The sequence below is a fragment of the Aeromicrobium terrae genome (assembly GCF_008039565.1).
Taxonomy (GTDB): Bacteria; Actinomycetota; Actinomycetes; order Propionibacteriales; family Nocardioidaceae; genus Aeromicrobium; species Aeromicrobium terrae.
Genome location: NZ_VDUX01000003.1, coordinates 12,002 through 36,349, shown reverse-complemented (window position 1 = coordinate 36,349; position 24,348 = coordinate 12,002). Strand labels below are relative to the sequence as shown.

The following is a 24,348-nucleotide window of genomic DNA, read 5'->3' as shown; positions in this document are numbered from 1 at the left end:
ATGTTGGTCGTGGTCGGGCGATTGTCCCGAGCCCACGGGATTCGTGGCGAGATCGCGGTCACCGTACGTACCGACGAGCCCGAGCGCAGGTTTGCGCCGGGCTCGTCGCTCGTCTGCGGCGGTCGCACACTGACGGTCCGGTCGAGCCGCCACCACTCCGGCCGGTTGCTGGTGGCGTTCGAGGAGGTCCCCGACCGCACGGCGGCCGAGCAGCTGACCGGCAACCTCCTGGAGGCGGAGATCGACCCGTCGGAGCTCCCTGACGACCCCGAGGAGTTCTACGACCACCAGCTCGTCGACCTGCAGGTCCAGGCGGCCGACGGCACCGTCGTCGGCACCGTCACGTCGGTCCTGCACCTGCCCGAGCAGGACTCGCTCGTCGTCGACGTCGACGGTCGCGAGGTGATCGTGCCGTTCGTCGAGGCGCTGGTCCCGGAGGTCGACCTCACCGCGGGCCACGTCCGCCTGAGCGACGTTCCCGGCCTGCTCGACCCGGAGGGAGCCGCATGATGCGCATCGACGTCGTGACGATCTTCCCCGACTACCTGGCGCCGCTCCGCCTGTCCCTGCCGGGCAAGGCGCAGGAGACCGGCCTGCTGCAGGTCGCCACGCACGACCTGCGCGACTTCACCCACGACGTCCACCGCACCGTCGACGACACCCCGTACGGCGGGGGTGCCGGCATGGTGATGAAGCCCGAGCCGTGGGGCGAGGCGCTCGACGCCGTCGCCACCGACGAGTGCGTCATCGTCGTGCCCACGCCGTCCGGCGTGCCGTTCACCCAGGCCGACGCCGAGCGGCTCGCCGGCGAGCAGCACCTGGTCTTCGCCTGCGGCCGGTACGAGGGCATCGACCAGCGCGTCGTCGACCACGCCGTCACCCGGTGGCGGGTCGAGGAGGTCTCGCTCGGCGACTTCGTCCTGAACGGCGGCGAGGTCGCCGCGCTGGCGATCATCGAGGCCGTCGTCCGCCTGCTGCCGGGCTTCATGGGCAACCCCGAGTCGCTCACCGAGGAGTCCCACGGCGCCGACGGCCTGCTCGAGTACCCCGTGTACACCAAGCCCGCCTCGTGGCGCGGCCTCGGCGTCCCCGACGTCCTGCTCTCCGGTCACCACGGAAACGTCGCGGCCTGGCGCCGCGCGCAGGCGGAGGCCCGCACCGCGGAGCGCCGCCCTGACCTCCTGCCGCCGGGGACCACGGAAGAATCGACCTGAGGCCCGTATCCGCGCCCTGACGTCGATTCATGCGTCACTCGCGGACACGGGTAGACGAGAGAATCGACGCCGTGCCCTCATATGGACCGTCAGGCCGATTCGTCCGTCCACCCGGCGCTCCGTAGCAGCCGTCGAAGCTGGTCTGCGACGTCGTCCTGGCGGTGGCGTATGCCGAACGAGCTGAACTGCGCCACACGTCGGCCCTCGATCACCAGCTCGTTGCCCCGGCGTAGGTCGTCGTCCCAGCTCCTCACCTCGAGATGAGGAATGCCATGAATCTCGACCGCGACTCCGAGTCCGGTCCAGTCCGCGTCGAGGTAGTAGCGGCCGTCGGGCCCGCGCACTCTGGCCTGTCGCGTCGGGGCCGGCAGCCCGTGGCGCGCGATGATCCGGCCGAAGTCGCGTTCGGGCAGTGACTGCACACCGCCGGCCGCGTCGAGGATCGACTCCACGACGAGGGCCCGCCGACGACACGTCCCGCGTCGCGTGAGTGCCTCGCGCAGTGATCGCGTCGATGCCAGTCCCTGCTGCACCCCGGCGATGACGATCCGCCGGGCCGCGACGTCGCTGGCGGCCCAGGAAGCGGCGTCGACGAGACTGCGCGCGGGACGCGTCCGTGGCGGCATGCGCAGGGGGTGCACGTCCGCCGACGTCAGCTCGCTCGACCAGTGCGGTGTCGCGTCGGTGTACGTGGGTCGTCGGGCCCCGATCGGCATGACCACCACAGGACGAGACGGCTCGGGCCCGTCGAAACCGTCGAGGCCGAGGGCGGACAGCCCGCCGAGGACGGCGCGCGTGCCGCCTGCCAGCCTCGCGACCTCGAGGCGTTCCAGACTCGTGAGTGGCCCGTTGTGCGAGACGTACACGTTGGCCGTCGGGTGCTGCCAGAGTCCGGCGGCCACGGCGCGACGCACCCGAGCGCGGCCGAATGCCGATACGGCGTCGGCGTAGGTGAGGACCGTCTGCATGCATCCATGCCAGCGGTCCACGGCGCGACCGGGGAGCGGCGTTTCCGTCGCTGTGGACACCGGCGCAGCTCCACCGCGGCTGTCATTGACGAACGAATCGACGTGACGGCGGACCTACGGGCATCACGTCGATTCTTGCGTCCGGGACGGCGATTTCGGGACGCACTGACACCTGTGGCAGACTAGATCCTTGGCGCGGGACGGCCCTGCCACAGGGGAGCCGCCGAGAAGCGCCGACATCCAAACTTCACGTGACCATCCGTGGGTGACCTGTGGCACCGGCGAGGAGTAGATCATGACCAACGTCGTCGACCAGGTGGCGAGCGAGTCCCTGCGCACCGACCTTCCCGAGTTCCGTGCGGGCGACACGCTCAAGGTGCATGTCAAGGTCGTCGAGGGCAACCGCTCTCGCGTCCAGGTGTTCCAGGGCGTCTGCATCAAGGTCCAGGGGTCCGGCATCGGCCGCACCTTCACGGTCCGCAAGGTCAGCTTCGGCGTCGGTGTCGAGCGCACCTTCCCGCTGCACACCCCGATCATCGAGACGATCGAGGTCGCGACGCGCGGTGACGTCCGCCGGGCCAAGCTCTACTACCTCCGCAACCTGCGCGGCAAGGCCGCCAAGATTCGCGAGAAGCGCGAGGACTGAGGTTCCCCGGAACCTTCTTCGCGACTTCTCATCTCGTCGCGAAGTGTCCGGCGTTCGGCGTCGACCCTGGCTGGGTAGGCTCGTCGGGTGAGCGACACCGCGAAGCGTCAGCTGCCCGTCTGGCAGGAGACGATCCTCCTCGTGGTGATCGCCATGGTGATGGCCGTCATCGTCAAGGCGTTCTTCATCCAGGCGTTCTACATCCCGTCGGAGTCGATGGAACCGACGATGCTCGTCAACGACAAGATCCTCGTGCAGAAGATCTCGTACTGGACGGGCTCTCCGGAGCGCGGTGACATCGTCGTCTTCGACGATCCCGGCGGCTGGCTCAGCGAGGCCGAGTCCCGGCGCGCCTCGAACCCGGTCCAGAAGGCGCTCGAGACGGTCGGCCTGTTCCCCACGGGCGGGCACCTGATCAAGCGGGTGATCGGCGTCGGGGGCGACGAGGTCGCCTGCTGCGACGACACCGGCCACATCACGGTCAACGGCACCGCGCTCGACGAGCCCTACCTGCTCGACCCGCAGGCCAACGACGACCAGCGGTTCGACGTCGTCGTGCCCAAGGGCCACCTGTGGGTGATGGGCGACAACCGCGGCAACTCCGCCGACTCCCGCATGCACCAGGGCGATCCCGGTGGCGGATTCATCGACGAGGACGCCGTCGTCGGCAAGGCCTGGTTGCGCGTCTGGCCGCTCAAGCGCATGGGCTTCATGGACCATCCCGACACGTTCGACCACATCAAGGACCGCTGAGCAGCCATGACGTCGTTCGCCTCCGGCACCACCGTCCGGCGCGACGCCGGGCTGTACGGCTATGAGCGCGCCCTGGAACGCCGTGGCCTCGTGCCGGTCGCCGGCGTCGACGAGGCCGGTCGCGGGGCGTGTGCCGGACCGCTGGTCGCGGCGGCCGTGGTGCTCGACCGCCCCATCGCCGGGCTGGCCGACTCCAAGCTGCTCACCGAGAAGCGTCGCGAGGCCTGCTACGAGCTGATCTGCAAGCGCGCGGTCGACATGGCCGTCGTCGTGGTGGAGGCACCCGACTGCGACCGCATCGGCCTGCACCGCGCCAACATCGCCGCCCTCCGCCGCGCCCTCGCGCGCCTGGAGGTGCGGCCCGGCTACGTGCTCACCGACGGCTTCCCGGTCGACGGCCTCGGCGTCCCGGGCCTGGCGGTCTGGAAGGGTGACCAGGTGTCCGCGTCCATCGCCGCCGCGTCCGTGGTGGCCAAGGTGACGCGCGACCGCATCATGACCGAGCTGCACGACCGCTACCCGATCTACGACTTCGCCACCCACAAGGGCTACGTCACGGAGCGGCACGACGAGCTGCTCCGCGACCACGGGCCGTGCGCCGAGCACCGGCTCTCCTTCGTCAACGTCCGAGCCGCCATGGAGGGCCGACATGAGCACTGAAGACCTCGAGCGCTACGAGTCGGACATGGAGCTCGCGCTCTACCGCGAGTACCGCGACGTCGTGAAGATCTTCAAGTACGTCGTCGAGACGGACCGCCGGTTCTACCTGTGCAACGCCGTCGACGTGAAGGTGCGCTCGGAGACCGGCGACGCCTACTTCGAGGTCACGCTCACTGACGCGTGGGTGTGGGACATCTACCGCCCAGCGCGGTTTGCCAAGAACGTCAAGGTGCTCACGTTCAAGGACGTCAACGTCGAGGAGCTTCAGGACTCCGACGTCAAGCTGCCCCCGACGACGCCCTGATGATCAGGTTGCGGTCGACGCCCCGTCGGTCGCTGGTGGGCGACTCGAACGAGCTCGGCCGCAGCAGCTGGGCGTGGTCGAAGCCGGACGCCTTCAGCGCCTCCACGGCCTCGGCCTCGTCGGCGAAGTGCAGGTAGACCTCGCCGCGCACGAACACCGTGATCAGCGCCTTGCTGACCGCCGTCGTCAGGCCCGGCGAGTGGTCCAGGTGGATGTCGGACAGGTAGAGCCCGCGCGGGAACCCCCGAAGGGCGGTGCCGACGTTGTCCCACAGCGTGCGAACGTGGTCCATCGGGAAGTAGTTGATCAGCCCCTCGGTGATGACCGCCGTGCCGCGGGTGGGGTCGAGCTCCTCGGCGAGTGCGGGGAGGGAGTCCGGCCCGTCCGTGGCGAAGGCGTCGAGGACGCGGACGCGGTGGCCGGGACGCAGCAGGTCGGCGTCGCGGAGGATCCGCTCCTTGCGGCGCGCCATGTCCGGGAGGTCGGTCTCGACGTAGGTGAGGTCGGGATGACGCGTGGCGAACCGCCAGCCGCGTGGCGACAGTCCCGACGCGATCTCCACGACCTGCGAGACCTCGCCGGCCTCGATGGCCCGCTCGAGCAGCGTGTCGATCGCGTGGTGCCGCGCGAGCAGCAGGGCGTCGAGGTCGGGGGCTCCGATCGCGCTCGCCAGGTGCCGCGGTCCTGCCAGGCTCGCCCACAGCGCCTGGCCCGCGGTGGTGGCGAACGCCGGGTGCGACAGACCGTTCCGCCGCCACACCGTGCCGGTGTAGAGCGCCGTCGGGCTGACGGCCGCATCGGTGCGTCGGAACATGGCGCGAGGCTAGACCATCCACAGCAGGAAAGCCCGGTCGCGATGTCCACACCCGAGTCGCTCCCGGGGGTCCCGGCGGGCTGACGTCGCGAGGGTGGATGCATGACGTACGCGCGCAACCAGTCCATCGGTGAGTACGGCGAGCGGGTGGCGGAGCGGCACCTGCGCGAGCTCGGCATGGTCGTGCTGGCCCGGAACTGGCGCTGCCGGTACGGCGAGATCGACCTGGTGGCGCGCGACGGCTCCACGCTGGTGATCTGCGAGGTCAAGACCCGGCTCGACACACGGCACGGGTCTCCGCTCGAGGCGGTGACGGGGCACAAGGCCACCCGGCTGCGTCGGCTCGCCGCGTACTGGCTGGAGGTGCACGGCGTCGAGCCGCCGGCGGTGCGCATCGACGTCATCTCGGTCGTCGTGCCGAGCAAGGGCGCGCCGGTCGTCGAGCGCGTGGCGGGGGTCGCCTGATGGCGGCGACGCACTCGGTGACGCTCGACGGGCTGACCGGACGGCCCGTGGAGGTCGAGGTCGACATCAGCAACGGGATGCCCGCAACCGTTGTTGTCGGCCTCGCGGACACGATCGTGAACGAGGCCCGCGACCGGGTACGGGCGGCCGTGGTGAACTCGGGCACGTCGTGGCCCGACCAGCGGGTCACCATCAACTTGGCGCCGAGCTCGCTGCCGAAGTCCGGCTCGCACTACGACCTCGCCATCGCCCTCGCGGTGTTCGCGGCCAAGAAGCTGGTCCCCGTCGAGCGGCTCCAGGACACGGTGTTTCTCGGCGAGGTCGCGCTGGACGGCCGGCTGCGGGCGGTCCGTGGCGTGCTGCCGGCCACGCTCGCGGCAGCGGAGGCCGGCTTCGAGCGCGTCGTCGTCCCAGAGTCGAACGTCGCCGAGGCCGCCCTGGTGCCCGGCGTCCAGGTGGTGGGCACGCGGTCGGTCCGCCAGACGGTCGCGATGCTCACCGGCGCCGAGCTGCCGGACGAGCCGCCCGTGCCCCCGCTCGACGAGGGTGGCGGCACCTCCTGGGGCGGGAGCGAGCAGCTCACGCACCTCGACGTCGCCGACGTCGCAGGTCAGGAGGAGTCGCGCACCGCCCTGCTCGTGGCGGCCGCCGGCGGGCACCACCTGTTCATGACCGGGCCGCCGGGCATCGGCAAGACGATGCTCGCCCAACGCCTGCCGAGCCTGCTGCCGGAGCTCGACCACACCGCGGCGCTCGAGGTGAGTGCCGTCCACTCGCTCGCCGGCACGTTGCCCTCCGACGCGCCGCTGATCCGCCGGCCTCCCTTCGTCGACCCGCACCACACCGCGAGCGCCGTGGCCGTCGTCGGTGGCGGCAGCCGGTCCATCCGGCCGGGTGCGCTGTCGCTCGCGCACCGCGGGGTCCTGTTCATGGACGAGGCGCCGGAGTTCGCATCGAACGTCCTCGACGCCCTGCGCCAACCGCTGGAGAGCGGGCACGTGGTGGTGTCCCGAGCCACGCAGACCGCTGTGTTCCCGGCGAGATTCCAGCTGGTCCTGGCCGCCAACCCGTGCCCGTGCGGCCAGGGCGGCTCGGTCTCCGACCAGTGCGAGTGCACGCCGCTGATGCGGCGTCGCTACCGCGACCGCATCTCCGGCCCGGTCCGCGACCGCATCGACATCCACCGCGTGCTTACCGCGCCGAGCCGTCCCGAGCTCGCGCGTGCCATCACGCGGGCACGATCGAGCACCGAGCTCGCCGAGCTCGTCGCGCAGGCACGCGAGCGCCAGGCCGCGCGGTATGACGGCACGCCGTGGCGTCTCAACACCGACGTCCCCGGGGTCGAGCTCCGCAAGCGGTGGCCGGTCACCGCGGACGCGCGCGGCGTGCTCGACGCTCAGCTGCGCACGCAGAAGCTCTCGGCACGCTCAGCGGACCGGACCCTGCGGCTGGCCTGGAGCGTCGCCGACCTGCGGTCGCACGACGAGCCGGACGCCGAGGACGTCGCGCTCGCCCTCGCTCTGCGCTGCGGCTCGCCCATCGGGCACGAGCTGCGCGAGCTGGTGACCACCTCGTGAGGTCCACGGCTCGCGCCCGGCTCGGCCTGAGCCTCGTCTGCGAACCCGGTGACGCCCGTGTACCCGGGCTGCTGGCCGACCACGACCCGGTGGCGGTGCTGACCGCCGTGCAGCGCGGCCGGCGCCTCCCGGGGGCACCGTCCTGGCCGGACGCGTGGCTCGAGCGCGCCCGCACCGTTGACGCTCGGGTCGAGCGGGCCATGGAGTCGGCCGACGCCGCCGGGCTGCGGTGGATCCACCCCGGCCATCCGGGATGGCCGCACCAGCTCGACGACCTCGACCACGTGGAGCCGCTCCACGGCGTCACTGGCGCACCGCTCGGACTGTGGCTGCGCGGACGTGGCGGCACGGGCAGCCTGCGCCGCACGAGCCTCGCCGTGGTCGGCGCACGCGACTGCACGCCGTACGGGGCCGAGGTCGCCTCCGAGATCGCCGCTGACGCGGCAGATGCCGGCGTCACGGTCGTCAGCGGGGCGGCGTTCGGCATCGACGCCGCCGGGCACCGCGGCGCCCTGGCTCTCGACCGGTCCACCGTTGCCGTGCTGGCCTGCGGTGCCGACGTCGACTATCCGAAGGCGCACGCTGCGCTGCTCAGCCGAGTGGCCGAGGTGGGCCTGGTCGTCAGCGAGCAGGCGCCGGGCCAGACGCCCACGAAGGCGCGGTTCCTCTCGCGCAACCGGATCATCGCCGGGCTGGCGAGTGGCACGGTGGTCGTCGAGGCGCGCCGGCGGAGCGGGTCGCTCAACACCCTCCACTGGGCCGACCGGCTCGGCCGACCCACCATGGCGGTCCCCGGACCGGTGCTCTCGCAGCAGTCCGGCGGCACGCACCAGGCCGTGCGCGACGGCAAGGCGGTGCTGGTCACCAACGGCGCCGAGGTGCTGGCCGAGCTGGCCGGCCCGGGCGTCGTCGAGGACGCGTCCACGGGCGGCGACAGCTCGGAGTTCGACCGGCTGCCCACGCCCGCGCAGCGTGCGCTCGACGCCCTGGAGTGGCACCAGCCGCGCTCGTCCCGGGAGGTGGCCGACCTCGCCGGCATCGGACCGCACCAGACGGCGCCGGCGCTCGCCCTCCTCGAGCGCCGTGGTCTCGCGACGCGCGTGGGGGAGCGGTGGCTGCTCGAGCGCCGGGCCGACGTGTAGGTCAGGCGCCGCCCTGGAACAGGTTGCGCAGGCCGCGCTTGTACCGCTGGGCGTCGATCTTCTTCAGCGCCTTGAACTCCGGCGGGTCGTAGAGCTTGTACATCGTGGCCCGCTCGGCGTTGGAGTCCGCGGCGTCCAGGATGGCGTTCGTCGCGGCGCGGCCGGACTCGTTCGCGCCCTCCATGGTGGCCAGGTCGATGTCCGTCTTCACGTAGTCGCCGGCGAGGAACAGGTTCGGGATCGCGGTCCTGGCCTCCGGGCGCAGGTCCCACGAGCCGACCGTGTTGATGAGCAGCGGCTCGTCGTTGGAGTTCGTGCCCGTGGCCGGGTTCCACTTGATCGCCGGGTCCAGGAACCAGGAGTGCAGGATGCCGTCCGGCAGCACGTTCTCGCCGTTGTCCTCCACGTGGGCCTTGATCTGCGCCCAGACCTCGTTCTTGACCTCCTCGGCCGTGCACCGGTTCGCCGGCTTGCCGTAGAGGATGCCCGGGGTGTCCCAGTTGGAGACGTCCACGGAGAGGCAGTCGACAGCCGTGCCGTCGCCGTAGGTCTTCGCGAAGTCCTCGCGCCAGAACTGCGCCTGCGTGAGACCGGTGAGCGCCCAGGGCGAGTCGATGAAGGTCGCGTGGCCGCTCCCGATGTCCGCCGAGTCGCGCAGGAAGAACTGGATGCCGTTCATCCAGTCCACGACCAGCTCGTTCATCCCCTCGAGGCTCGGATCGAGCGACAGGACGTCGTTGCTCCAGAGCTCACGTGCCTTCTCGGCCGGCATCGCGCACACGAACCAGTCAGCCTCGACGTTCGTGACGTTGCCGGCCGTGTCACGGACCCGCGCCGAGGAGATGGAGCCGCCCGACGTCTCGAGGGCCTCCACGCTCTGGCCGACGCGGAACTGCACGCCGATCGACCGGAGGTAGGTGACCCACGGGTCGATCCAGACCTCGGTGGTGGGGCCGTTGAGCACGCGGTCGAGCGCGCCGTCGTTGCCGCGGCCCATGATGTTGTAGATGAACGCCTCGGCCATGTTGCCGATCGTGCGCGTGCTGGCGGTCTCGGCCTTCGCCGCCACGAGCGACTTGGTGAGACCGCGGGCCAACACCGTCTGGTACTCGGTCGAGAACCGGTCGGCCTGGACGAAGTCCCACCACGGGACCTTCTCCCACTGACCCAGTCGGCGCTCGTCGGAGCTGGTGAAGAACGCGACCAGCTTGGTGACGAAGAAGGCTGCCTCGAGTGGGCGCACCATCTTGTGCTTGAGGATCTCCTGCACGAGGATCCGCTGCAGCCCGCCGGGCGTGAAAGCTCCGGCCGGGTGCGGGATGGCGCCGAACAGGGTGCCGTCGGCTCGGCCGTTGGCGCGGTAGAACCAGCTGTCGGACAGGATCGTGTTGACCAGGTTGTCCTTGACGCCGTTGGCGTTGCCGGCGAACGGGATGCGGCTCATGGAGTCGGGCACGTGGTGGTAGAAGCCCGGGAAGAACCGGAAGCCGTGCTCGCCCGGCAGGTCACGGTGGCCGGGTCCGGCGGTTCCGTCGACCGGGATGCTGCGCGCCTTGCCGCCGAGCTCCTTGCGCTCGTACACCGTGACGCTGAAGCCGCGCTCCGCGAGCTCGTGCGCGGCGGCGAGGCCGGCCATGCCGCCGCCGAGGACCGCCACGCGTCGCTTGGCCGATGCGCCGAGGGCCGGGCCGCTCGGTCCGAGGGAGAGGCCGGTGGCGGCGACCGCCAGCCCGGTGGCGCCGAGCAGGGTCCGGCGGGAGACGCCCGACGTGTCGTGGTTCGCGGTGGGTCGCTCGTTCTCCATGCGCGTGTCCTTGTCTCGAGACCGGTAACCGCAAGTTACCGACACGTCTGTCGGTAGTCAACGACCGCGATTCGCGCTCGTGCTGGCGCCTTCCGGCGGGCTATCCTGCAGGTGTGTCGGTTGAGACGATGGATGTCACGCCGCCGCGCCGCCGCCTCGCAGCGCCGGCGCGACGTGCCGGGATCCTGCGCGCGGCCGTGGACGTCTTCGGGGCGCGCGGCTACGGATCGCCGGGGATGGCCGAGATCGCGGCCGAGGCCGGCGTCACCCGCGCAGTGCTCTACGACCACTTCTCGTCGAAGCGCGACCTGTTCATCTCCGCGCTCAACGAGCAGAGCGCGATCTTCCTCGGCCACGTCGGGGCGCACATCGCCGGCGACGGGTCGCCGCGGGAGCGCATGCGGGGCACGGTCGACGCCGTCCTCAGCTTCGCCGAGCGGCATCCTGCCGCCTGGGCCCTGCTCTACAAGAACGACGTGCACGGTGACCCTGACGTCGACGCTGCCTGGCGGGAATCCCGTCGCAGCCGGTCGGCGGCCGTGGCCGAGATGCTCGCCGACGACATCGGCGCGGACGCCGGCACGCCCCGCGCCGACCTGATCGTGGAGATGCTGGTCGGCGCGCTGTCCGCCGGCGCAGGGGAGTGGCGCCGCGAGTTCCCGGACGTCCCTCGCAGCGAGGTCGTCGACGCCGCGATGAACCTGCTGTGGACCGGCATGAAGCGGATGGGGTGACGGCGCGCCTCGTTGGAGCGCTCGCCGCGAGGGCGGACAGTGGGACGGTGGTGGACACGATGAGTGAGGCGTGGGCGTCGGCGCTGGCCGACTTCGAGCACCACCTCGCCGCGGAGCGGAACCTCAGCGAGCACTCGGTCCGGGCCTACGTCACCGACCTGACCCGGTTGGCCGAGCACGCCATCCGGCTGGGCATCGACGACCCGGCCGACCTCACGCTCCGCGCGCTGCGCAGCCACCTCGCCACCCAGCAGACGCTCGGTCGCGCCCGCACCACGCTGGCCCGGCGCGCGACGTCCACCCGGTCCTTCACCGCGTGGCTCGCCACCAGCGGTCGGGCGTCGTCCGACGCGGGGGCGCTGCTCGCCAGCCCGAAGTCACGCCGCGAGCTTCCTGTGGCGCTCGGTCATGACGACATCCGCGGTCTTCTCGACGCGACAGCCGCGTCGGTGGCCGACGACGGCCCGATCGGCCTGCGCGACCTCGCCGTGCTGGAGCTCCTCTACGCCACCGGCATCCGGGTCGGTGAGCTCTGCGGCCTCGACATCGACGACCTCGACCGTGAGCGACGGGTCGTCCGGGTGCTCGGCAAGGGCAGCAAGGAGCGCGCCGTCCCGTACGGGCAGCCGGCGGCCGAGGCCGTCGAGCAGTGGCTGTGGCGTGGCCGGCCCGCTCTGGCCGCGGACGGCAGCGGTTCCGCCGTCTTCCTCGGCGCACGTGGCGGCCGGATGGATCAGCGCGCGGTGCGCCGGGTCGTGCACCAGCGCCTCGCCGCCGTGGACGGCGCGCCCGACGTCGGTCCGCACGGCCTGCGGCACACGGCCGCCACCCACCTGCTCGAGGGCGGTGCCGACCTGCGCAGCGTGCAGGAGATCCTCGGCCATGCGTCGCTCGGCACGACGCAGATCTACACGCACGTGAGCAACGAGCGGCTGCGCGCCGCCTATCGTCTCGCGCACCCGCGCGCCTAGACCTGGCTTAGAGGAGACTCATCGGATCGGTGGGCCGTCCGCCCCTCGTGACCATGAAGTGCAGGTGGCAGCCGGTGGCCAGGCCGGTCCGCCCGACCCGGCCGACCGTGATGCTCGGGGTGACGTGCTGACCGACCCGGACGCTCTGCCGCGACAGGTGGTTGTAGCTGGTCTCCAGGCCACCGCCGTGCCGGATCACGACGCGGTTGCCGTAGGCGCGGTCCGACGGCACGCCCACCACCACGCCGTCCGCCGCGGCACGGACCGGCGTGCCGCAGGCCGCGCCGAAGTCGGTGCCGTCGTGCAGCTTCCGCACGCCGGTGACCGGGTGCACCCGCGTGCCGAGCGGCGAGGTGACCGGGCCGCCGACCGGACGGCGCAACGACCCGTCGCCGCCCGTCGGCGGGTGGGGTGGCGGCCCGTCAGGGTCGACCAGCCGGAACCGCGCGGTGTGGTCCAGCCGCTCGAGCGGGTCCAGGTAGTCCTTCCCGCGCAGGCGGCCGAGGTGCAGGCACGCGGACGCGCAGTGCGACCCGTGACCGACCAGTCGGCCCAGAAGGTCACCCGCCTCGAGGGCGTCGCCGCGACGAACACTCGCCCGGACGGGCTGGTAGGTGGACCGCTCGCCGCCGTGGTCCACGGTGACGACTCCGACGCCGGCGATCGTCCCGGCGAAGGTCACCCGGCCCGGCGCGACGGCCCGCACGGCGCCGCCGACCGCCCCGGGGAGGTCGATCCCGCGGTGTCCTGCGGCGTAGGGCTCGTCCGGCAGGTCGAACGCCCCGCTCACCCGGCGGTCGCCGAGCGGCCACTGCCAGACCGTCTCGTCGGCAGAGGCAGCGGGCGCGACGAGGACGATCAGCAGAGCCAGGACCAGGACGCGGGGAGTCATGCGTCCAGCGAATCCGGCCGAATGCAGCCTCGGGAGGGTCCTCGCGGAGGTCTGTGCACGAGCGTCGGCCCCGGCACGCCTGTGGATTTCGTTCAGCACGGGAGGGTGCCGTAGACTGTCACCATCACGTCCTCGGACGTGAAATTCGCGTGCTCGTCTCCTGTGTGACGTGTCGTCACCGAACACAGGCACGGTCCTGGTCCTCTGCGGAGGTGGCCCGTGTGCAACGAGCACCAGGGCATCGCCGACCGGTGGTGCGTCAAACCAGGAAACCAGGAGAACACGACCATGGCCGTCGTCACCATGCGCCAGCTGCTCGAGAGCGGCGTCCACTTCGGGCACCAGACCCGTCGCTGGAACCCCAAGATGAAGCGTTTCATCTTCACCGAGCGCAACGGCATCTACATCATCGACCTGCAGCAGTCGCTCGCCTACATCGACGCCGGCTACGAGTTCGTCAAGAACACCGTCGCCCGCGGCGGCACGATCCTGTTCGTCGGCACCAAGCGCCAGGCGCAGGAGCCGATCGAGGAGCAGGCCAAGCGCGTCGGCATGCCCTACGTGAACCAGCGCTGGCTGGGCGGCATGCTCACGAACTTCCAGACCATGCACCAGCGCCTGCAGCGCATGAAGGAGCTCGAGGAGATCGACTTCGACGACGTGGCCGGCTCCGGTCGCACGAAGAAGGAGCTCCTGCAGATGCGTCGCGAGTACGACAAGCTCTCGCGCACCCTCGGTGGTGTCCGTGACATGTCGCGCACGCCGTCCGCCGTCTGGATCGTCGACACCAAGAAGGAGCACCTTGCGGTCGACGAGGCGAAGAAGCTCAACATCCCGATCGTCGCGATCCTCGACACCAACTGCGACCCCGACGACGTCGACTACCCGATCCCGGGCAACGACGACGCCATCCGCTCCGTCAGCCTGCTGACCCGCGTCGTCGCCGACGCCGTGGCCGAGGGCCTGCTGTCGCGCGGCGGCAGCAAGACCGGCGAGGAGGAGGCCGGCTCCGAGCTCGGCTCCGACGAGCCGATGGCCGAGTGGGAGCGTGAGCTGCTCGAGCAGCCCGGCGCGGCGGCGCCTTCACCTGGCACCGCTGCGGCCCAGGGCGGCACCGAGACGCCGGCCCAGGCCGACGCCAACGCTGCCACCGATGCTGCCGAGGCCGCGGTGACCGTCGAGGACGCCGCCGCCGAGACCGAGGCGCCGGCCGCCGAGACCACCGACGAGGCCCCGGCCAAGAAGGCGGCCGCGAAGAAGGCGCCGGCCAAGAAGGCCACCGCCAAGAAGGCGCCCGCGAAGAAGGCCGCCGAGAAGGCTGAGGACAAGGCCGACGCCCCGGCTGACGAGAAGGCTGACGCCGACTCCGCCGAGTGACGCGCCACACCACTACCTGAGAAGCGAGAGAACACAGATGGCAATCACTGCCGCAGACGTCAAGAAGCTCCGCGACGCCACCGGCGCCGGGATGATGGACGCCAAGAAGGCGCTCACCGAGGCCGACGGCGACTTCGACAAGGCCGTCGAGCTGCTGCGCATCTCCGGTGCCGCCAAGGCGGCCAAGCGGGGTGCCGAGCGTGAGGCGTCGTCCGGGCTCGTCGCGAGCTCCGGCACCGCGATCGTCGAGCTCAACAGCGAGACCGACTTCGTCGCCAAGAACGAGCAGTTCATCGCGCTCGCCGAGGAGCTGGCCAAGGCCGCCGACGAGTCCAAGCCGGCCGACGCCGAGGAGTTCGCGTCCACGACGCTGCCCAGCGGCCAGACGGTCAGCGAGGCCATCTCGGCCCTCGCCGCGGTCATCGGCGAGAAGCTCGAGCTCGGCCGCGTCGCCAGCTTCGACGGCCAGGTCGCCACGTACCTGCACCGTCGTGCCAGCGACCTCCCGCCGGCCGTCGGCGTGCTCGTCGAGTACACCGGCGACGACCTGGACGCCGCCCGCGGCGCCGCCATGCAGATCGCCGCGATGCGTCCGCGCTACCTCACCCGTGAGGACGTGCCGGCCGACATCGTCGCCAAGGAGCGCGAGATCGCCGAGGCCACGGCCCGCGAGGAGGGCAAGCCCGAGCAGGCGCTGCCCAAGATCGTGGAGGGTCGCGTCAACGGCTTCTTCAAGGACGTCGTCTTGCTCGACCAGCCGTCGGTTCAGGACAATAAGAAGACGGTCAAGGCGATCCTCGACGACGCCGGCGTGGCCATCACCCGCTTCGCCCACATCGAGATCGGCGCCTGACCAGCCCGTACGAGCCCAGCAGGAGGGACCGGATCATCGTGGAGACCGAGTCGGCGAACGATGGTCCGGACGTCAAGCGCGTCCTGCTGAAGCTGTCCGGCGAGGTCTTCGGCGGTGGCCGCACGGGCATCGACCCCGACGTCGTCAACGGCATCGCGAAGCAGGTGGCCGAGGCCGTCCGTGAGGGCGTCCAGGTGGCGATCGTCGTGGGCGGCGGCAACTTCTTCCGCGGGGCCGAGCTGAGCCAGCGCGGCATGGAGCGGTCGCGCGCCGACTACATCGGCATGCTGGGCACCGTCATGAACGCCCTCGCGCTGCAGGACTTCTGCGAGAAGCAGGGTGTCGAGACGCGCGTGCAGTCGGCCATCACGATGGGCCAGGTCGCCGAGCCGTACATCCCGCGGCGGGCCATCCGGCACCTCGAGAAGGGCCGCGTCGTGATCTTCGGCGCCGGCGCCGGCATGCCGTACTTCTCCACCGACACCGTCTCCGCGCAGCGTGCCCTGGAGATCAAGGCCGACGCGGTGCTGATGAGCAAGAGCGGCGTCGACGCGGTCTACTCCGCGGACCCGCGCGTCGATCCCGACGCCATCCGGTTCGACGAGATCACGTTCTCGGAGGCCCTGCGCCTCGGCCTGAAGGTCGTCGACGCCGCCGCGTTCGCGCTCTGCATGGAGAACCGGCTGCCCATGGTCGTCTTCGGCATGGAGGGCGAGGGCAACATCGCCCGCGTCCTCCGTGGTGAGAAGATCGGAACCCTGGTCCACGCCGGACCGACCCAGTAGGAGGAGACCAGTCGTGATCGACGAGACGCTGCGCGAGGCCGACGGCAAGATGGCCAAGGCCGTGGAGCACGCCCGCGAGGAGTTCGCCGCGATCCGCACCGGTCGCGCGCACCCGGCGATGTTCAGCCAGATCACCGCCGAGTACTACGGGCAGCAGACGCCCCTGCAGCAGCTGGCCGGCTTCCAGGTCCCGGAGCCGCGCACCGTGATCATCAGCCCCTACGACGCCAATGCCAAGGGGGCCATCGAGAAGGCCATCCGCGAGTCCGACCTGGGCGTCAACCCCAGCGACGACGGCAAGGTGCTGCGCGTGACGCTGCCCGAGCTCACCGAGGAGCGGCGCAAGGAGTACATCAAGCTCGCGAAGTCGAAGGCCGAGGAGGGCCGCGTCTCCGTGCGCAACCTGCGTCGTGCCGCCAAGCAGGCGCTCGACAAGGCCGAGAAGGACTCCGAGATCAGCAAGGACGAGAACGTCGGCGCCGAGAAGCGCCTCGACGGGCTCACCAAGAAGCACGTCGACACGATCGACGAGCTGCTGAAGAACAAGGAAGCCGAGCTCCTTGAGGTCTGACGACGCCGACGCGGCGCCGTCCGAGCCGGCTGATCCGCCGCAGGAGCTGGAGAAGACCAGCCGCGCCGGCCGCAACCTGCCCGCGGCGATCGGCGTCGGCGTCGGTCTCGGCCTGCTGGTCGTGCTGACGCTGTTCTTCGTCAAGGACCTGTTCGTCGTCGTGGTGGTCGTCGCCCTCGGCGTCGGCCTGTGGGAGCTCGGTCGTGCGTTCACCACGGCCGGCATCGCCATCCCGGTGCTGCCCGTCCTCACCGGCGGCACAGTCATGCTGGCCACGGCGTTCTACGGGGGCATGGAGGACGCGGCCGTCGCCATGGCCCTCACGGTGGTCGCCACCCTGGTGTGGCGGCTCTCCGAGGGCGCCGACGGGTTCGTCCGCGACACCAGTGCCGGCATCTTTGCGCTGTCGTACCTGTACCTGATGGGCGTCTTCGTCATGCTCATGCTGGTCGAGGACGACGGGGCGTGGCGCGTCGTGGCGTTCATCGTCGCCACCATCGCCTCGGACATCGGCGGGTACATCGCGGGCGTGCTGTTCGGCAAGCACCCGATGGCGCCCACCATCAGCCCGAAGAAGTCCTGGGAGGGCTTCGCCGGGTCGCTCGTCGTCGGCATCGCCGCCGGCATCCTCACCGTCACCCTCGCGCTCGACGGCGACTGGTGGGCCGGGGCGATCCTCGGCGTCGCCGGCGTGGTCTTCGCGACCCTCGGCGACCTGTCGGAATCGCTCATCAAGCGCGACCTCGGCATCAAGGACATGGGTGACCTGCTCCCCGGTCACGGCGGCCTCATGGACCGGCTCGACTCGCTGATCGCGGTCGCGCCCGTGGCCTGGCTGATCCTGCACTACCTCGTCGACGTCTCCTGAGGTTGGACCGTGCGTGCTTTCACATGCCGGGTGTGCTCGCACCCGCTGTACTTCGAGAACTCGGTCTGCGTGTCGTGCCAGACCCCGCTGGCGTTCTCCCGCACGGAGAAGGAGATCGTCCCGCTCGACGACGGCCGGTACCGCGACGCGTCGGGCACGGTCTGGGAGCCGTGCAGCAACCGCCTGCTGTCCGGCTGCACGTGGCTCGCGAGCGAGCCGGGCGGTGAGTGCTTCAGCTGCTCGCTGACCCGCACACGGCCGTCCGACGAGGACCTCCAGGGCATCGCGCAGTTCCCGGTCGCCGAGGCGGCCAAGCGACGGCTCGTGGTGGAGCTGGACGTGCTGGGCCTGCCGATCGTCACGCGCCAGGACGACCCGGAGGGCGGCCTCGCGTTCGACCTGCTGTCCAGCGTGGGGGAGAACGTCGTCATCGGTCACGCCGACGGCATCATCACGATCGACCTCGCCGAGGGCGACGACGCGCACCGTGAGCGGGTCCGCGCCGAGATGGCCGAGCCGTACCGCACGATGCTCGGCCACTTCCGGCACGAGATCGGCCATTACTACGAGTCCGTTCTCGTCGAGGGCGAGCTGCTCGACGACGTCCGCGCCCTGTTCGGCGACGACTCCGTCGACTACCAGGCCGCGATCGACCGGCACTACGCCGAGGGGCCGCCGGAGGGGTGGGAGGAGTCGTACATCTCCGCCTACGCCACGATGCACCCGTTCGAGGACTTCGCCGAGACGTTCGCGCACGTCATGCACATCAGCGACACCGTCGACACCGCCCGGGCGTACGGCCTGTCCACCGTCGACCGGTCGGCCTTCTCGTCGTTCCGCGACCTCGTCACCGGGGTCTGGGTGCCGATGAGCACGGCGCTGAACCAGATCAACCGCAGCATGGGCGCCGGCGACCTCTACCCGTTCGTCCTGGCTCCGACGGTGCTCGACAAGCTCGACCTCGTCGCCCGGGTGATCCGTCAGGGCGCGTCTGCGACCATGGACGGATGACCACCGGCCCTTCCCGCAAGCCGTTGCCGCTCGTCATGGAGCAGCCGCGCGGCCGGGCCAAGCCGCCTCGCCACCTGGCCGACCTGACGCGCGACGAGCGCGCCGCGGCTGCGGAGGCGCTGGGGGAGCCGGCGTACCGGGTCAAGCAGGTGGCCACCCACTACTTCGGCCGGCTCGTCCGCGACCCGGCCCTGATGACGGACCTGCCGGCGGCCACCCGCGACAAGATCGTCGCCGACCTGCTGCCGACGCTCCTCGACCCGGTCCGCACGCTGGAGGCCGACCGCGGCACCACGCGCAAGACGCTGTGGCGGCTGTTCGACGGCGCGCTCGTCGAGTCGGTGCTGATGCGGTACCCGGACCGCGCCACCATCTGCGTGTCCAGCCAGGCCGGCTGCGGCATGGCGTGCCCGTTCTGCGCCACCGGCCAGGGCGGCCTGCAGCGCAACATGAGCACGGCCGAGATCGTCGAGCAGGTCGTCGACGCCGCCGGCGTCATGGCACGCGGCGAGGTGCCCGGCGGTCCCGGACGCCTCTCGAACGTCGTGTTCATGGGCATGGGCGAGCCGATGGCCAACTACAAGGCCGTCATCGGGGCGGTGCGGCAGATGGTCGCCCCGGCGCCCGACGGCCTCGGCATGTCCGCGCGCAACATCACGGTGAGCACCGTCGGTCTCGTGCCGCGGATCAACCAGCTCGCCACCGAGGGCATCCCGGTCACGCTCGCGCTCTCGCTGCACGCGCCCGACGACGAGCTGCGCAACGAGCTCGTGCCGATCAACACCCGCTGGTCGGTGCACCAGGCCGTCGAGGCGGCCTGGGAGTACGCCCGGACCACCAAGCGCCGCGTCTCGATCGAGTACGCCATGATGCGCGACATCAACGACCAGGCCTGGCGCGCCGACCTCCTCGCCGACGTCCTGCTGTCGTACGGCGACTGGGGCTGGGTGCACGTCAACCTCATCCCGCTCAACCCCACACCGGGCTCGCCGTGGACGGCGTCCCGTCGCGAGGACGAGCAGGAGTTCGTCCGCCGCCTCGTCGCCAAGGGCGTGCCCACCACGGTGCGCGACACCCGCGGCAGCGACATCGACGGTGCCTGCGGCCAGCTGGCCGCCCTCGACGCGTGAGGCCGGTGGACCGACCTACGCGAACGGGTCGTTGAGCAGCAGCTCGACGTTGCGGTCGCCGTCCGCGCCGCGCGCGGTGGCCACGTCGAGCTGAGGGTCGTTCGCCGACAGCTCGCGGGACAGCGCCGCCATGTGCAGCGAGGTCGCGAAGCTGCCGCCGTGCGACAACGGCGCCGCGTGGTCGAGCATGGTGCCGAACAGCGACAGCGTGTCGTCGCCGTTCTTGCACACCTCGATGAGACGCGACTGCTGCGGGAAGTCGATGTGCGACGCGGTGTTGATCTCCCAGAAGCCGCTGTGCCCGTTCGGCGCCTTGTGCGGCGTCACCTGGTTGCGGTGCGTGTGGCCGTTGACCCAGGCGATGACGTTCGGGTTCGCGAGGAACAGGTCGACGACCGCGCCGCCGAGGACGCGCGGCTGGGCGTTGAGGCCGGTGCCGATGATCGGGTTCACCATGCTCTCGGCGGTGTGGTGGCTGAAGACCATGACGTACTTGGTCTTCGACAGCGCCAGCACGCCCTTCAGCCAGCCGAACTGCGCCTGGTCGAGCGACCCCTCGTAGTAGCCGTTCGGGTTCACCGTGTCCATGACGATGCAGCGGATCGGCCCGGCGTCGAACGTGTAGTACGCCGTGCCGTGCAGCCGGTTCTTCGCCGTGAAGCCGTGGCCCTTCGGCGTGCCGGTGGTGTTGAAGTGCTCGTTGACCACCTGGCGGCGGGTGAGCTGCCGCCGGTTGTGGTCGCGGGTGACGATGCGGGCCGACGCCGGCGAGATCGCGCCGAGGAGCGGGTCGATCTTGCCCTGGTTGAGCGCGGAGAACACGTCGGCCTCGGAGAGGCCGGGCGGCAGGGCGTCGACCTTGAGCCGGCCGGTGGACACGGCGCGCAGCGCGATGCCGAGCGGGAAGTTGCCCTGCACGAGCCCGTCGTGGTTGCCGAACGCCGCGTACCACGGGATGTTCAGTCCCTCGGGCGTGTACGTCTGCTGCGACGCCTCGATCAGGCCGGCGGCGTCCGGGAAGCCGTACTTGCTCTTGTAGAAGTCGGGCTGCTGCCCGGCCGGCGTCACCGGCTTCCAGTAGTGGCGGTCCTTGTTCTTGGCGTCCATGACGCCCTCGTACGTGCTCTTGTTGCCCGACGCCGGGGTGATCTTCTTGCCGTCGAGGACGTCGATGTTCCAGCGCACCTCGTTGAACTGGCAGTTGTCGGAGTTGTCGCCGGTCTGGATGGCGAACGACAGGTTGGCGCCGGTGACCGGGCCGACACCCACCCGGTTGATCGCCTGCACCATCGAGTCGGCGACGTGCGTGGTGGTGAGCTCCTGGGCGCGGTAGCTGGAGGTGAGCAGGCCACCGGTGGTCGGGCCGCCGCCGTACGTGTCGTCGAGCCGGTCGACGTACTCCAGGCGCAGCGGCGACTCCGGGTCGACGATGTGCACGTCGGTGAGCTGGGCGAACGCCAGCATGGTGGTGCGGCCGATCGCACGGTTGGCGCCCGCGCTCGCGAAGATCTGCTCACGGACCACGTGCTCCTGGCCCGGACCGGTCACCACCGGGGTGTATCCGAGCGGACCCGCCGGGCCACGAACCAGGGTCGCCTCGAGGGTCGTGAACTGCGGCGCCACGACGTCAGCGGTCGACGGCCACGTGAAGGCCGGCGCTCCGGTGAGGGCGACTGCTCCGCCGATGACGGCAGAGGAGCGGATGAGGTCACGACGGGACAAGGGCATGGGAGTCTCCAACCTGGATGGCGTGGCCCGAGGCTACTCCCGACGATCGGCGGCCGGGGGCGATTTGGCCGACGCGGTCCCCGGTAGCCTTTGCGGCGTGCTGAAGGTGACGCGGGACGGCGACGTCGTGGTGCTGGAGCTGCAGCGGGAGGAGCGTCGCAACGCCCTCAACCTGGAGCTCTGCGAGCGGATCCACGCAGCTGTCGACGAGGCGGTGGACGCGGGAGCGCGTGCCGTCGTGATCACTGGGCAGGGATCGGTGTTCTGCTCCGGTGCCGACCTCGGCGGCGTGTACGGCCCGGAGTTCCTCGAGGCGCTCTACGGGATGCTGCACCGCCTCGCACAGGCGCCGCTGCCGATCATCGCGGCGGTGAACGGCCCGGCCATCGGCGCCGGCACGCAGCTGGCCATCGCCTGCGACCTGCGCGTCGCCGACGAGACCGCCCAGTTCGCGGTGCCCACCGCCAAGAACGGCATGGCGGTCGACGCGTGGACGATCCGCACGCTGGCGGCCCTGGCCGGCACGGGTCGGGCGCGTCGCGTGATGCTCGCCGCCGAGGCCGTCCGCCGCGACGAGGCCCTGCAGTGCGGACTCGCCGACCGCGCCGGCACGCTCGACGACGCCATCGCGTGGGCGCACGAGATCGCCGCCCTCGCGCCGCTGACCGTCGGCTACAACAAGCTCGTCCTCAACGGCTTCGCCGACGACGCGCAGATCCAGGAGTCCTTCGGCGCCGTCTGGGCGAGCCGCGACGTCCGCGAGGCGGCCGAGGCTCGCGCGGAGAAGCGTCCGCCGGTCTTCGAGGGCCGCTGATGGCGTCGCTGGGCTTCGAGATGCTCGACCGGCACGTCGTCGACGGCCGCGGCGACGAGCTCGCCTGCTCCATCGACGACGGAGCCCTGTCGTTCGCGCAGCTGCTGGAGCGCAGCGCCGCCCTGGGCGGAGCGCTGAAGGCGCTCGGCGTGGAGCCCGGTCACGACGTCGCGGTGCGGGTCGAGGGCGTGGACCGCGTCACCGCCGTGTGCGCGTGCGCCCGGCTCGGGGCCCGGCCCGCCTCCGAGGGCGCCGTGGTGATCGAGCCGGACGGCGAGCTGTCGATCGCCGTCATGATCAAGGCCGGTGGCGGCGACCCGGCTCCGTCCCTCGCCGCCGACCCGCCCGGCTACGCCGAGGAGATGCGCGCCGCCCACCCGGACGTCGTCGGCGCGCTGCTGGAGGGCCGCCCCGTCACCTGAGCCGGCTCAGAGCAGCCCGGCGTCGTGCATCCGGATGGCCACCTGGACGCGGTTGGTCGCGTCCAGCTTGGTGAAGATGTGCGAGATGTGGGCCTTCACGGTCGCGACGCTCATGTGCAGCTCCGCCGCGATCTCCGCGTTCGACGAGCCGGCACCCACGGCGCGGGCGACCTCCTGCTCGCGCTCGGTGAGCAGCTCGTTGATCAGCGCCGCCGACGCTTGACGGTCGTGCGGCGTGGAGTCCGTGACCTGACGGATGAGCTGCTCGGTGATGGTGGGCGACAGCATCGGCTCGCCGGCCTGCACCCGCGCGATGGCGTCGACGATCTCGGCCGGCGGGGTGTCCTTGAGGAGGAAGCCGTTCGCGCCGGCGGCCAGCGCACGGACGACGTACTCGTCGGCGTCGAACGTCGTCAGCACGATGACGCGAGGCGCGTCCTCGAGCGCGGTGATGGCCGTGGTGGCCGCGATGCCGTCCATCACGGGCATGCGCAGGTCCATGAGCACGATGTCGACGCCACCGGCCTTCGCGGCCTCCACCGCCTCGGCGCCGTTCGACGCCTCGCCGACGACCTCGACGTCGGGGGAGCCGCCGAGCATCAGGGCCAGGCCCGCCCGCACCAACGCGTCGTCGTCGGTGATCAGGACTCGGGTCATGCCTGCCACGGTAGCCACGCGGACAGCACGAACCGGTGGTCGGACGTGACCTGGTGCCGCAGTCGTCCCCCCGCGAGTGCCGCCCGCTCGGTAAGACCGAGCAGGCCGAGCCCGGAGTCCGGCGTCGTGGACTTCGCACCGACCCGCAGGGGGTTGCTGACGGACAGCGAGATGCCGGACTGCGGCTCGCCGGTCACGCGGACCTCCACGAGGGTGTCCGGTGCGTGCTTGCGGGCGTTGGTGAGGGCCTCCTGGACGATGCGGTACGTGGCGCGGCCGATCAGCTCGGGCACACCGTCCGCGAGCGCGACGACGCTGTTGATGTTCATGCCCGACTCGCGGGCCTCCTCGACGAGCGCGGGGATGTCGGCCGCCGACGGCTGGGGGCGCTCGGGGTCGGCGTCGCCCGGGTCCTCCCGGAGGACACCGAGAACTTCCCGCAGCTCGACGAGCGCCTGGTGCGATCCGTCCTGGATGATCCGCGCGGTCTCGCGCATCTGCTCCGGCGTCAGGTCATCGCGGTAGGTGAGGGCCCCGGCGTGCATGGTCACCAGGGAGATGCGGTGGGCCAGCACGTCGTGCATCTCGCGGGCGATCCGGCCGCGCTCGGCGGTGCGCGCCTGCATGACGCGCGCGGCCTGCTCGCTCTCGGCCGCCTCGGCCCGCCAGCGCAGGGTGGAGAGCAGCTCTCGCCGTGAGCCGATGTACATGCCCCAGCCGACGGCCACGGCCGTGATCGCGACGATGATCGGGATGGTCAGCGCCCAGATGGTCTCTGTCGCCGGGTTGATGCCCTCGAGCACGAGACCGGTGGCGAACGAGACGATCGAGATCGGGATGATCTCGCGCCACCGTCGCCGGGTCGCGACGGAGACGATCGCGAGCACGGCCGGCCCCGACGACGCCCCGGACACCGCACCCATCAGGTTCGTCAGCACCGCCACGGTCATCGGGTGCTCGCGTCGCCGGGTGACCAGCACGAACGCGACCACCCCAAGCCCGAGGTCGAGCGCGAACCAGCCGCGGTCGTGGTTCCACTGCCAGCCGGCGAGCTCGCCCCAGCCGAACCCCGAGATGACGAGCATCAGCAGCGTGCGCCAGGCGTGGCTCCACCGCGTCAGCGGGGGCTGGTAGTCGGGGGTCGACGACACGCACCAAGGCTAGGGTCGCGCCACCGTGGCGGGCCAC

The 24,348-nt window shown here is 71.2% G+C and carries 27 protein-coding genes; 20 read left to right on the top strand and 7 right to left on the bottom strand.

Going from position 1 to position 24,348, the window contains the following annotated elements; all coding sequences use genetic code 11:
* Both rimM and trmD read left to right on the top strand, forming a co-directional pair.
* Positions 1 to 510: a ribosome maturation factor RimM gene (rimM, locus tag FHP06_RS06830; RefSeq protein WP_147685173.1), complete on the top strand. Its 510-nt coding sequence runs from the start codon at positions 1 to 3 to the stop codon at positions 508 to 510.
* Positions 510 to 1,214: a tRNA (guanosine(37)-N1)-methyltransferase TrmD gene (gene trmD, locus FHP06_RS06825; RefSeq protein WP_147685941.1), complete on the top strand. Its 705-nt coding sequence runs from the start codon at positions 510 to 512 to the stop codon at positions 1,212 to 1,214. The genes rimM and trmD overlap by 1 nt, the downstream gene beginning before the upstream one ends.
* 89 nt (positions 1,215 to 1,303) lie before the next feature.
* Here the strand turns inward: trmD and FHP06_RS06820 are convergent, their stop codons facing one another.
* The gene (locus FHP06_RS06820; protein ID WP_147685171.1) at positions 1,304 to 2,182 is read right to left on the bottom strand and encodes a hypothetical protein; all 879 of its coding nucleotides are present in this window, start codon (positions 2,180 to 2,182) and stop codon (positions 1,304 to 1,306) included.
* 295 nt (positions 2,183 to 2,477) lie between these two features.
* Between FHP06_RS06820 and rplS the strand changes: the two genes are divergently transcribed.
* From rplS to FHP06_RS06800, 4 genes are all read left to right on the top strand, one after another.
* Positions 2,478 to 2,828 (top strand): 50S ribosomal protein L19, encoded by a 351-nt coding sequence (gene rplS, locus FHP06_RS06815; protein WP_147685169.1) that lies wholly within the window; start codon positions 2,478 to 2,480, stop codon positions 2,826 to 2,828.
* 87 nt (positions 2,829 to 2,915) lie between these two features.
* On the top strand, positions 2,916 to 3,581 hold the full coding sequence (gene lepB, locus FHP06_RS06810; protein ID WP_147685167.1) for a signal peptidase I: 666 nt from the start codon (positions 2,916 to 2,918) through the stop codon (positions 3,579 to 3,581).
* Positions 3,582 to 3,587: 6 nt separating this feature from the next.
* Positions 3,588 to 4,241 carry a ribonuclease HII gene (locus FHP06_RS06805; protein WP_147685165.1) on the top strand — a complete coding sequence of 218 codons (654 nt, stop codon included), beginning with the start codon at positions 3,588 to 3,590 and terminating at the stop codon, positions 4,239 to 4,241.
* The gene (locus FHP06_RS06800) at positions 4,231 to 4,545 is read left to right on the top strand and encodes a DUF2469 domain-containing protein (RefSeq protein WP_147685163.1); all 315 of its coding nucleotides are present in this window, start codon (positions 4,231 to 4,233) and stop codon (positions 4,543 to 4,545) included. Before FHP06_RS06805 ends, FHP06_RS06800 begins: the two co-directional genes overlap by 11 nt.
* Here the strand turns inward: FHP06_RS06800 and FHP06_RS06795 are convergent.
* On the bottom strand, positions 4,520 to 5,359 hold the full coding sequence (locus FHP06_RS06795; protein WP_147685161.1) for a class I SAM-dependent methyltransferase: 840 nt from the start codon (positions 5,357 to 5,359) through the stop codon (positions 4,520 to 4,522). The genes FHP06_RS06800 and FHP06_RS06795 overlap by 26 nt on opposite strands.
* 102 nt (positions 5,360 to 5,461) lie before the next feature.
* On the opposite strand from FHP06_RS06795, the gene FHP06_RS06790 reads away from it, so the two are divergent.
* Genes FHP06_RS06790 through FHP06_RS06780 form a run of 3 tightly spaced genes read left to right on the top strand, consistent with a single transcriptional unit; the run spans position 5,462 to position 8,543 of the window.
* Positions 5,462 to 5,824, top strand: coding sequence for a YraN family protein (locus FHP06_RS06790; RefSeq protein ID WP_147685159.1), 363 nt, complete (start codon positions 5,462 to 5,464; stop codon positions 5,822 to 5,824).
* Entirely contained in the window at positions 5,824 to 7,401 is a 1,578-nt protein-coding gene (locus FHP06_RS06785) for a YifB family Mg chelatase-like AAA ATPase (RefSeq protein ID WP_147685157.1), read from the top strand. Before FHP06_RS06790 ends, FHP06_RS06785 begins: the two co-directional genes overlap by 1 nt.
* Positions 7,398 to 8,543 (top strand): DNA-processing protein DprA, encoded by a 1,146-nt coding sequence (locus FHP06_RS06780; protein WP_222706399.1) that lies wholly within the window; start codon positions 7,398 to 7,400, stop codon positions 8,541 to 8,543. The genes FHP06_RS06785 and FHP06_RS06780 overlap by 4 nt, the downstream gene beginning before the upstream one ends.
* Before the next feature lies 1 nt (position 8,544).
* Here FHP06_RS06780 and FHP06_RS06775 read toward each other — a convergent pair whose 3' ends face one another.
* A complete protein-coding gene (locus FHP06_RS06775; RefSeq protein WP_147685156.1) occupies positions 8,545 to 10,347 on the bottom strand; it encodes a hydroxysqualene dehydroxylase in 1,803 nt (600 codons plus the stop codon).
* A gap of 113 nt (positions 10,348 to 10,460) precedes the next feature.
* On the opposite strand from FHP06_RS06775, the gene FHP06_RS06770 reads away from it, so the two are divergent.
* Positions 10,461 to 11,081, top strand: a complete 621-nt coding sequence (locus tag FHP06_RS06770) for a TetR/AcrR family transcriptional regulator (RefSeq protein WP_222706398.1) — start codon at positions 10,461 to 10,463, stop codon at positions 11,079 to 11,081.
* Between the two features lie 59 nt (positions 11,082 to 11,140).
* Complete coding sequence (locus FHP06_RS06765) at positions 11,141 to 12,052, top strand: tyrosine recombinase XerC (protein WP_147685154.1); 912 nt, start codon at positions 11,141 to 11,143, stop codon at positions 12,050 to 12,052.
* A 7-nt stretch (positions 12,053 to 12,059) separates the two neighbouring features.
* Here FHP06_RS06765 and FHP06_RS16105 read toward each other — a convergent pair whose 3' ends face one another.
* Positions 12,060 to 12,944 (bottom strand): peptidoglycan DD-metalloendopeptidase family protein, encoded by an 885-nt coding sequence (locus FHP06_RS16105; RefSeq protein ID WP_222706397.1) that lies wholly within the window; start codon positions 12,942 to 12,944, stop codon positions 12,060 to 12,062.
* Positions 12,945 to 13,232: 288 nt separating this feature from the next.
* Here FHP06_RS16105 and rpsB point away from each other — a divergent pair, with 288 nt between their 5' ends.
* Genes rpsB through rlmN form a run of 7 tightly spaced genes read left to right on the top strand, consistent with a single transcriptional unit; the run spans position 13,233 to position 19,539 of the window.
* Positions 13,233 to 14,321, top strand: a complete 1,089-nt coding sequence (gene rpsB, locus FHP06_RS06755) for a 30S ribosomal protein S2 (protein ID WP_147685152.1) — start codon at positions 13,233 to 13,235, stop codon at positions 14,319 to 14,321.
* A 37-nt stretch (positions 14,322 to 14,358) separates the two neighbouring features.
* Positions 14,359 to 15,174, top strand: coding sequence for a translation elongation factor Ts (tsf, locus tag FHP06_RS06750; RefSeq protein WP_147685150.1), 816 nt, complete (start codon positions 14,359 to 14,361; stop codon positions 15,172 to 15,174).
* Positions 15,175 to 15,206: 32 nt separating this feature from the next.
* Entirely contained in the window at positions 15,207 to 15,959 is a 753-nt protein-coding gene (gene pyrH, locus FHP06_RS06745) for a UMP kinase (protein WP_407921284.1), read from the top strand.
* A 16-nt stretch (positions 15,960 to 15,975) separates the two neighbouring features.
* Positions 15,976 to 16,530: a ribosome recycling factor gene (frr, locus tag FHP06_RS06740; protein ID WP_187271858.1), complete on the top strand. Its 555-nt coding sequence runs from the start codon at positions 15,976 to 15,978 to the stop codon at positions 16,528 to 16,530.
* Entirely contained in the window at positions 16,520 to 17,398 is an 879-nt protein-coding gene (locus tag FHP06_RS06735; protein ID WP_147685145.1) for a phosphatidate cytidylyltransferase, read from the top strand. The genes frr and FHP06_RS06735 overlap by 11 nt, the downstream gene beginning before the upstream one ends.
* Positions 17,399 to 17,407: 9 nt before the next feature.
* On the top strand, positions 17,408 to 18,409 hold the full coding sequence (locus FHP06_RS06730; protein WP_147685142.1) for a zinc-binding metallopeptidase family protein: 1,002 nt from the start codon (positions 17,408 to 17,410) through the stop codon (positions 18,407 to 18,409).
* The gene (gene rlmN / locus FHP06_RS06725; protein ID WP_147685139.1) at positions 18,406 to 19,539 is read left to right on the top strand and encodes a 23S rRNA (adenine(2503)-C(2))-methyltransferase RlmN; all 1,134 of its coding nucleotides are present in this window, start codon (positions 18,406 to 18,408) and stop codon (positions 19,537 to 19,539) included. The genes FHP06_RS06730 and rlmN overlap by 4 nt, the downstream gene beginning before the upstream one ends.
* A 15-nt stretch (positions 19,540 to 19,554) precedes the next feature.
* On the opposite strand, the gene FHP06_RS06720 is transcribed toward rlmN, so the two are convergent.
* Entirely contained in the window at positions 19,555 to 21,267 is a 1,713-nt protein-coding gene (locus FHP06_RS06720) for a TIGR03767 family metallophosphoesterase (protein WP_147685136.1), read from the bottom strand.
* Between the two features lie 97 nt (positions 21,268 to 21,364).
* On the opposite strand from FHP06_RS06720, the gene FHP06_RS06715 reads away from it, so the two are divergent.
* Complete coding sequence (locus FHP06_RS06715) at positions 21,365 to 22,081, top strand: enoyl-CoA hydratase (protein WP_187271825.1); 717 nt, start codon at positions 21,365 to 21,367, stop codon at positions 22,079 to 22,081.
* Positions 22,081 to 22,503, top strand: coding sequence for an AMP-binding protein (locus tag FHP06_RS06710; protein ID WP_147685134.1), 423 nt, complete (start codon positions 22,081 to 22,083; stop codon positions 22,501 to 22,503). Before FHP06_RS06715 ends, FHP06_RS06710 begins: the two co-directional genes overlap by 1 nt.
* A gap of 6 nt (positions 22,504 to 22,509) precedes the next feature.
* Here FHP06_RS06710 and FHP06_RS06705 read toward each other — a convergent pair whose 3' ends face one another.
* Both FHP06_RS06705 and FHP06_RS06700 read right to left on the bottom strand, forming a co-directional pair.
* Entirely contained in the window at positions 22,510 to 23,160 is a 651-nt protein-coding gene (locus FHP06_RS06705; protein WP_147685131.1) for a response regulator, read from the bottom strand.
* Entirely contained in the window at positions 23,157 to 24,311 is a 1,155-nt protein-coding gene (locus FHP06_RS06700; protein ID WP_230973434.1) for a sensor histidine kinase, read from the bottom strand. Before FHP06_RS06700 ends, FHP06_RS06705 begins: the two co-directional genes overlap by 4 nt.
* Positions 24,312 to 24,348 lie beyond the last annotated feature (37 nt).

Bases quoted from the DNA above. Each gene is read 5' to 3' on its own strand.
- rimM (WP_147685173.1), top strand. From the start codon at position 1: ATGTTGGTCGTGGTCGGGCGATTGTCCCGAGCCCACGGGATTCGTGGC.
- trmD (WP_147685941.1), top strand. From the start codon at position 510: ATGCGCATCGACGTCGTGACGATCTTCCCCGACTACCTGGCGCCGCTC.
- FHP06_RS06820 (WP_147685171.1), bottom strand. From the start codon at position 2,182: ATGCAGACGGTCCTCACCTACGCCGACGCCGTATCGGCATTCGGCCGC.
- rplS (WP_147685169.1), top strand. From the start codon at position 2,478: ATGACCAACGTCGTCGACCAGGTGGCGAGCGAGTCCCTGCGCACCGAC.
- FHP06_RS06805 (WP_147685165.1), top strand. From the start codon at position 3,588: ATGACGTCGTTCGCCTCCGGCACCACCGTCCGGCGCGACGCCGGGCTG.
- FHP06_RS06800 (WP_147685163.1), top strand. From the start codon at position 4,231: ATGAGCACTGAAGACCTCGAGCGCTACGAGTCGGACATGGAGCTCGCG.
- FHP06_RS06795 (WP_147685161.1), bottom strand. From the start codon at position 5,359: ATGTTCCGACGCACCGATGCGGCCGTCAGCCCGACGGCGCTCTACACC.
- FHP06_RS06790 (WP_147685159.1), top strand. From the start codon at position 5,462: ATGACGTACGCGCGCAACCAGTCCATCGGTGAGTACGGCGAGCGGGTG.
- FHP06_RS06785 (WP_147685157.1), top strand. From the start codon at position 5,824: ATGGCGGCGACGCACTCGGTGACGCTCGACGGGCTGACCGGACGGCCC.
- FHP06_RS06775 (WP_147685156.1), bottom strand. From the start codon at position 10,347: ATGGAGAACGAGCGACCCACCGCGAACCACGACACGTCGGGCGTCTCC.
- FHP06_RS06765 (WP_147685154.1), top strand. From the start codon at position 11,141: ATGAGTGAGGCGTGGGCGTCGGCGCTGGCCGACTTCGAGCACCACCTC.
- FHP06_RS16105 (WP_222706397.1), bottom strand. From the start codon at position 12,944: ATGACTCCCCGCGTCCTGGTCCTGGCTCTGCTGATCGTCCTCGTCGCG.
- rpsB (WP_147685152.1), top strand. From the start codon at position 13,233: ATGGCCGTCGTCACCATGCGCCAGCTGCTCGAGAGCGGCGTCCACTTC.
- tsf (WP_147685150.1), top strand. From the start codon at position 14,359: ATGGCAATCACTGCCGCAGACGTCAAGAAGCTCCGCGACGCCACCGGC.
- rlmN (WP_147685139.1), top strand. From the start codon at position 18,406: ATGACCACCGGCCCTTCCCGCAAGCCGTTGCCGCTCGTCATGGAGCAG.
- FHP06_RS06720 (WP_147685136.1), bottom strand. From the start codon at position 21,267: ATGCCCTTGTCCCGTCGTGACCTCATCCGCTCCTCTGCCGTCATCGGC.
- FHP06_RS06710 (WP_147685134.1), top strand. From the start codon at position 22,081: ATGGCGTCGCTGGGCTTCGAGATGCTCGACCGGCACGTCGTCGACGGC.
- FHP06_RS06705 (WP_147685131.1), bottom strand. From the start codon at position 23,160: ATGACCCGAGTCCTGATCACCGACGACGACGCGTTGGTGCGGGCGGGC.